This window comes from Ruegeria sp. CDSA077, assembly GCF_059612265.1.
Genome location: NZ_JBXWQG010000028.1, coordinates 1 through 4,296, shown reverse-complemented (window position 1 = coordinate 4,296; position 4,296 = coordinate 1). Strand labels below are relative to the sequence as shown.

Below are 4,296 nucleotides of genomic sequence, written 5' to 3'. Positions count from 1 at the left end.
CGCATCGATCTTGCCGTCGATGATGTCCTGCGCCTCGGCCCGGATGGACAGCATGGCGTCGCAGAAGCGATCCAGCTCGTCCTTGGGTTCCGACTCGGTGGGCTCGACCATCAGGGTTCCGGCCACCGGCCAGGACATGGTGGGCGCGTGGAAGCCGGAATCGACCAGACGCTTGGCCACATCGTCGACGCTGACATGGGCCGCCTCATCCAGAGGACGGGTGTCAAGGATACATTCATGCGCCACCCGGCCTGTTTCCGAGGTGTACAGGATCGGATAGGCGTCCTGCAGCCGGGCCGCGATATAGTTGGCGTTCAGGATCGCCACTTTCGTGGCCTGGGTCAGACCCGCACCGCCCATCAGCAGCACATAGGCCCAACTGACCGGCAGGATCGACGGAGACCCAAACGGTGCCGCCGAGACCGGACCGACGGCGGTGCCGTATTCCGGGTGGCCGGGCAGGTGTTCCTCCAGATGCGCCTTGACGCCGATCGGACCCATGCCGGGGCCGCCACCGCCATGCGGGATGCAGAAGGTCTTGTGCAGGTTCAGGTGGCTGACGTCGCCACCAATGTCACCGGGGCGCGACAGGCCGACCATGGCGTTCATGTTGGCGCCGTCGATATAGACCTGACCGCCGTGATCATGGGTGATCTGGCAGACCTCCTGGACGGTGGTCTCGAACACGCCATGGGTCGACGGGTAGGTAATCATGCAGGCGGCCAGATGGTCAGAATGCTTTTCCGCCTTGGCGCGGAAATCGGCGACATCAATGTTGCCCTTCTCATCCGCTTGCACCGGCACCACCTGATAGCCCACCATCTGGGCCGAGGCCGGGTTGGTGCCATGGGCCGAAGTGGGGATCAGGCAGACATTGCGATGCGCCTCACCCCGCGCGGCGTGATAGTTGCGGATGGTCAGCAGGCCTGCGTACTCGCCCTGCGCGCCCGAGTTGGGCTGCTGCGAGATCGCGTCATAGCCGGTGATCTGGCACAGCTTGTCGTTCAGATCGGCAATCATCTCGTGATAGCCCTGTGCCTGATCTTCGGGGCAGAACGGGTGCAGATTGCCGAACTCGGGCCAGGTGACCGGGATCATCTCGATCGTGGCGTTCAGCTTCATCGTGCACGACCCCAGCGGGATCATCGCCCGGTCCAACGCCAGGTCGCGGTCGGCGAGACGGCGCATGTACCGCGTGATCTCGGCCTCGGCCCGGTTCTTGTGGAAGATCTCGTGGGTCAGATATTCGCTTTCACGCAGCGCGTAATCCGGCAGGCGGTATTGCTTGTTCGAGCTGTCATCCGCCCGATCGATGCCGAAGGCACCCCAGACGGCCTCGATGGTCTCGGGCCGGGTCTGTTCGTCCAGGCTGATGCCGACCTTGCTGTCGCCGACCTTGCGCAGGTTGACGCCGCGGGCCACGGCGGCCTCCATCACGACATTCTGCAGATGGCCGACCTCGACCGTGATGGTGTCAAAGAACACTTCCGGTTCCACGGCAAAGCCCGCCTCTTCCAGACCGGCGGCCAGGCGCGAGGTCTTGCGGTGCACCGATTGCGCAATGGCCTTGATGCCATCAGGGCCGTGATAAACCGCATACATCGACGCAATGACGGCCAGCAGCGCCTGCGCGGTGCAGACATTCGAGTTGGCCTTCTCGCGGCGGATATGCTGTTCGCGGGTCTGCAGCGCCAGGCGATAGGCCTTGTTGCCCCGGCTGTCGATGCTGACGCCGATGATCCGGCCGGGCATCGACCGCTTCAGCTTGTCGGTGGTCGCCATATAGGCCGCGTGCGGGCCGCCATAGCCCATTGGCACGCCAAAGCGCTGGGTCGAACCGATGGCGATATCCGCGCCCATCTCGCCGGGGGATTTCAGCAGTGCCAGCGACAGGATGTCGGCGGCAACGATGGCAATGGCTTTATGTTCATGCAGCGCCGCGATCTCGGCGGTGAAGTCGCGCACATGTCCATGCGTGCCGGGATACTGGAAGATCGCGCCAAACACCGCGCCCGCGTCCATCGTATCCGGATCAGCCACCTGTACGTCGATGCCCAGAGGCTCGGCGCGGGTTTTGATCACCGCAATGGTCTGCGGGTGGCAGTTCTTGTCGACGAAGAAAGCCGCGTTATTGGCCTTGGACCGGCCACCGCGCTTGGCCATCGCCATCGCCTCGGCAGCAGCGGTTGCTTCGTCCAGCAGCGAGGCGTTGGCCACGTCCAGCCCGGTCAGATCGCTGACCATGGTCTGGAAGTTCAGCAGCGCCTCAAGCCGGCCCTGGCTGATCTCGGGCTGATAAGGCGTGTACGCCGTGTACCAGGCCGGGTTTTCCAGGATATTGCGCAGGATCGGCGCAGGCGTGGTGGTGCCGTAATAGCCCTGACCAATCAGCGAGGTCAGAACCTTGTTCTTGCTCGCCACCTCTTTCATGTGGAACAGCGCATCGCGCTCGGTCATCGCCGGACCCCAGTCCAGCGCTTCCTTCTGCCGGATCGCAGGGGGGACGGTGGCGTCAATCAGCTGATCCAGCGTCGTGAAGCCGATCACCTTGAGCATGTCGCGCATCTCGGTCGGGCTGGGCCCGATATGGCGACGGTTGGCAAAGTCATAGGCTTCGTAATCGGTGAGTTTGAAGGCCATGTGTAGCGCTCCTGTCGAAAGGTCAGGTCCGGCCGAGGCTGCAGCAGCCTCTGGCGGAGGGGTGAGGGCCGTCCCGGCACCTGTCCAAAGGACAGCTTCGGGCCCGAACGGGCAAAGCCCGAATTCGGCGGCATAAGTCAAAGCATTGGAGCCCCGGAACCGGGGCCCCGGAGAGGATCAGCCGATAAACGCCTTATAGCCGGCCTCATCCATCAGATCTTCCAGCTGCGACGCATCCGTGATCTTGATCTTGTAGATCCAGGCCTCGCCCTCGGGGTCGTCGTTCAGCGCGCCCGGATTGTCGGCCAGCGCCTCGTTGACCTCGACGATCTCGCCATCAACCGGCGCATAAAGCTCGGACGCCGCCTTGACGGATTCGATCACGCCAATCTCGCCACCCTTCTCGAACTCGTCGCCTGCTTCCTGCTGTTCCACGAACACCACGTCGCCCAGCTGTTCAGCCGCGTGTTTGGTGATGCCCAGCGTCGCGGTGTCACCCTCGACGGTCAGCCATTCGTGCTCTTCGGAATAATAGGTTGCCATGTTGTCTCTCTCCTGACTTCAACGCTTGTAATTCTGGGTGACAAAGGGGGTGGCCACAATCTGTGCCGGTTGCGGCTTGCCCCGGATGATCAGGTTCACCGCCGTGCCCGGTTCGGCATGATCCGCCGCCACATAGCCCATCGCCACAGGTCCACCGACCGTCGGGCCAAACCCGCCCGAGGTGATCTGACCGATTGTATTGCCCTGCGCGCACTGAATGTCCACGCCCTGACGCGCCGGTGCCCGGCCTTCCGGCTGGATGCCCACCAGCTTGCGCGCGGGACCCTCGGCCAGTTCTTTTTGAATGCGATCGGCCCCCGGGAACCCACCCTCTTCCTTGCGGCGTTTCTGGATCGCCCAACCCAGGCTGGCCTCGATCGGCGAGGTGCCCTGGTCAATGTCATTGCCATACAGGCACAGCCCCGCCTCCAGCCGCAGGCTGTCGCGCGCGCCCAGGCCCGCCGCCTCGCAATCCTCATGCGCCAGGAAGGCCTTGGTGATTTCAATCGCACGGTCCTCGGGGATCGAGATCTCGTACCCGTCCTCGCCGGTATAGCCCAGACGCGAGATCCGGCATTCGGCCCCCAGGATGTCGGCAACAACGGTTTCCATGAACTTCAGATCCCGCGCCGCAGGGCAAAGCGCACCCACCACATCCTCGGCCTTCGGTCCCTGCACCGCAACAAGCGCGCGGTCAAAGATCTCGATCACCTCAACCCCGTCCAGATTGGCGCGCATATGCGGAATATCCTGATGACGCAGCGCCGCGTTCACCACCACAAAGAAGTGATCCCCCGCATTCGACACGATCAGATCATCCATGATCCCGCCATCCGAATTGGTGAAAAACCCATACCGCGCCTTGCCAGGCTTCAATGTCGCATAGGCCTGCGGGCACAGAGCCTCAAGCTTGGCACCAACATCCTCACCCCGCAGGATCACCTGACCCATATGAGACACATCAAACACCGCCGCCTTCTCACGACACTGCGCATGCTCACCCATAATCCCCAAGGGATACTGAACAGGCATCTCCCAGCCCGCAAAATCAACCAACTTCCCACCCAACTCAACATGCAAACCATGCAAAGGCGTGCGCTTAATATCCGTCAT

Annotated in this window: 3 protein-coding genes; all 3 read right to left on the bottom strand. The window is 62.8% G+C overall.

Annotated elements, in window-relative coordinates; genetic code table 11:
- On the bottom strand, window positions 1–2,640 hold a 2,640-nt coding region (gene gcvP / locus AC2FLE_RS21315; protein ID WP_496699609.1), incomplete at its 3' end, for an aminomethyl-transferring glycine dehydrogenase.
- Window positions 2,641–2,817: 177 nt separating this feature from the next.
- Window positions 2,818–3,183, bottom strand: a complete 366-nt coding sequence (gcvH, locus tag AC2FLE_RS21310) for a glycine cleavage system protein GcvH (protein WP_142640419.1) — start codon at window positions 3,181–3,183, stop codon at window positions 2,818–2,820.
- Between the two features lie 18 nt (window positions 3,184–3,201).
- On the bottom strand, window positions 3,202–4,296 hold a 1,095-nt coding region (gcvT, locus tag AC2FLE_RS21305), incomplete at its 5' end, for a glycine cleavage system aminomethyltransferase GcvT (protein WP_496699607.1).

What these genes read in the sequence shown, in the direction of transcription:
- gcvH (WP_142640419.1), bottom strand. Translation starts at nt 3,183, where the DNA reads ATGGCAACCTATTATTCCGAAGAGCACGAATGGCTGACCGTCGAGGGT.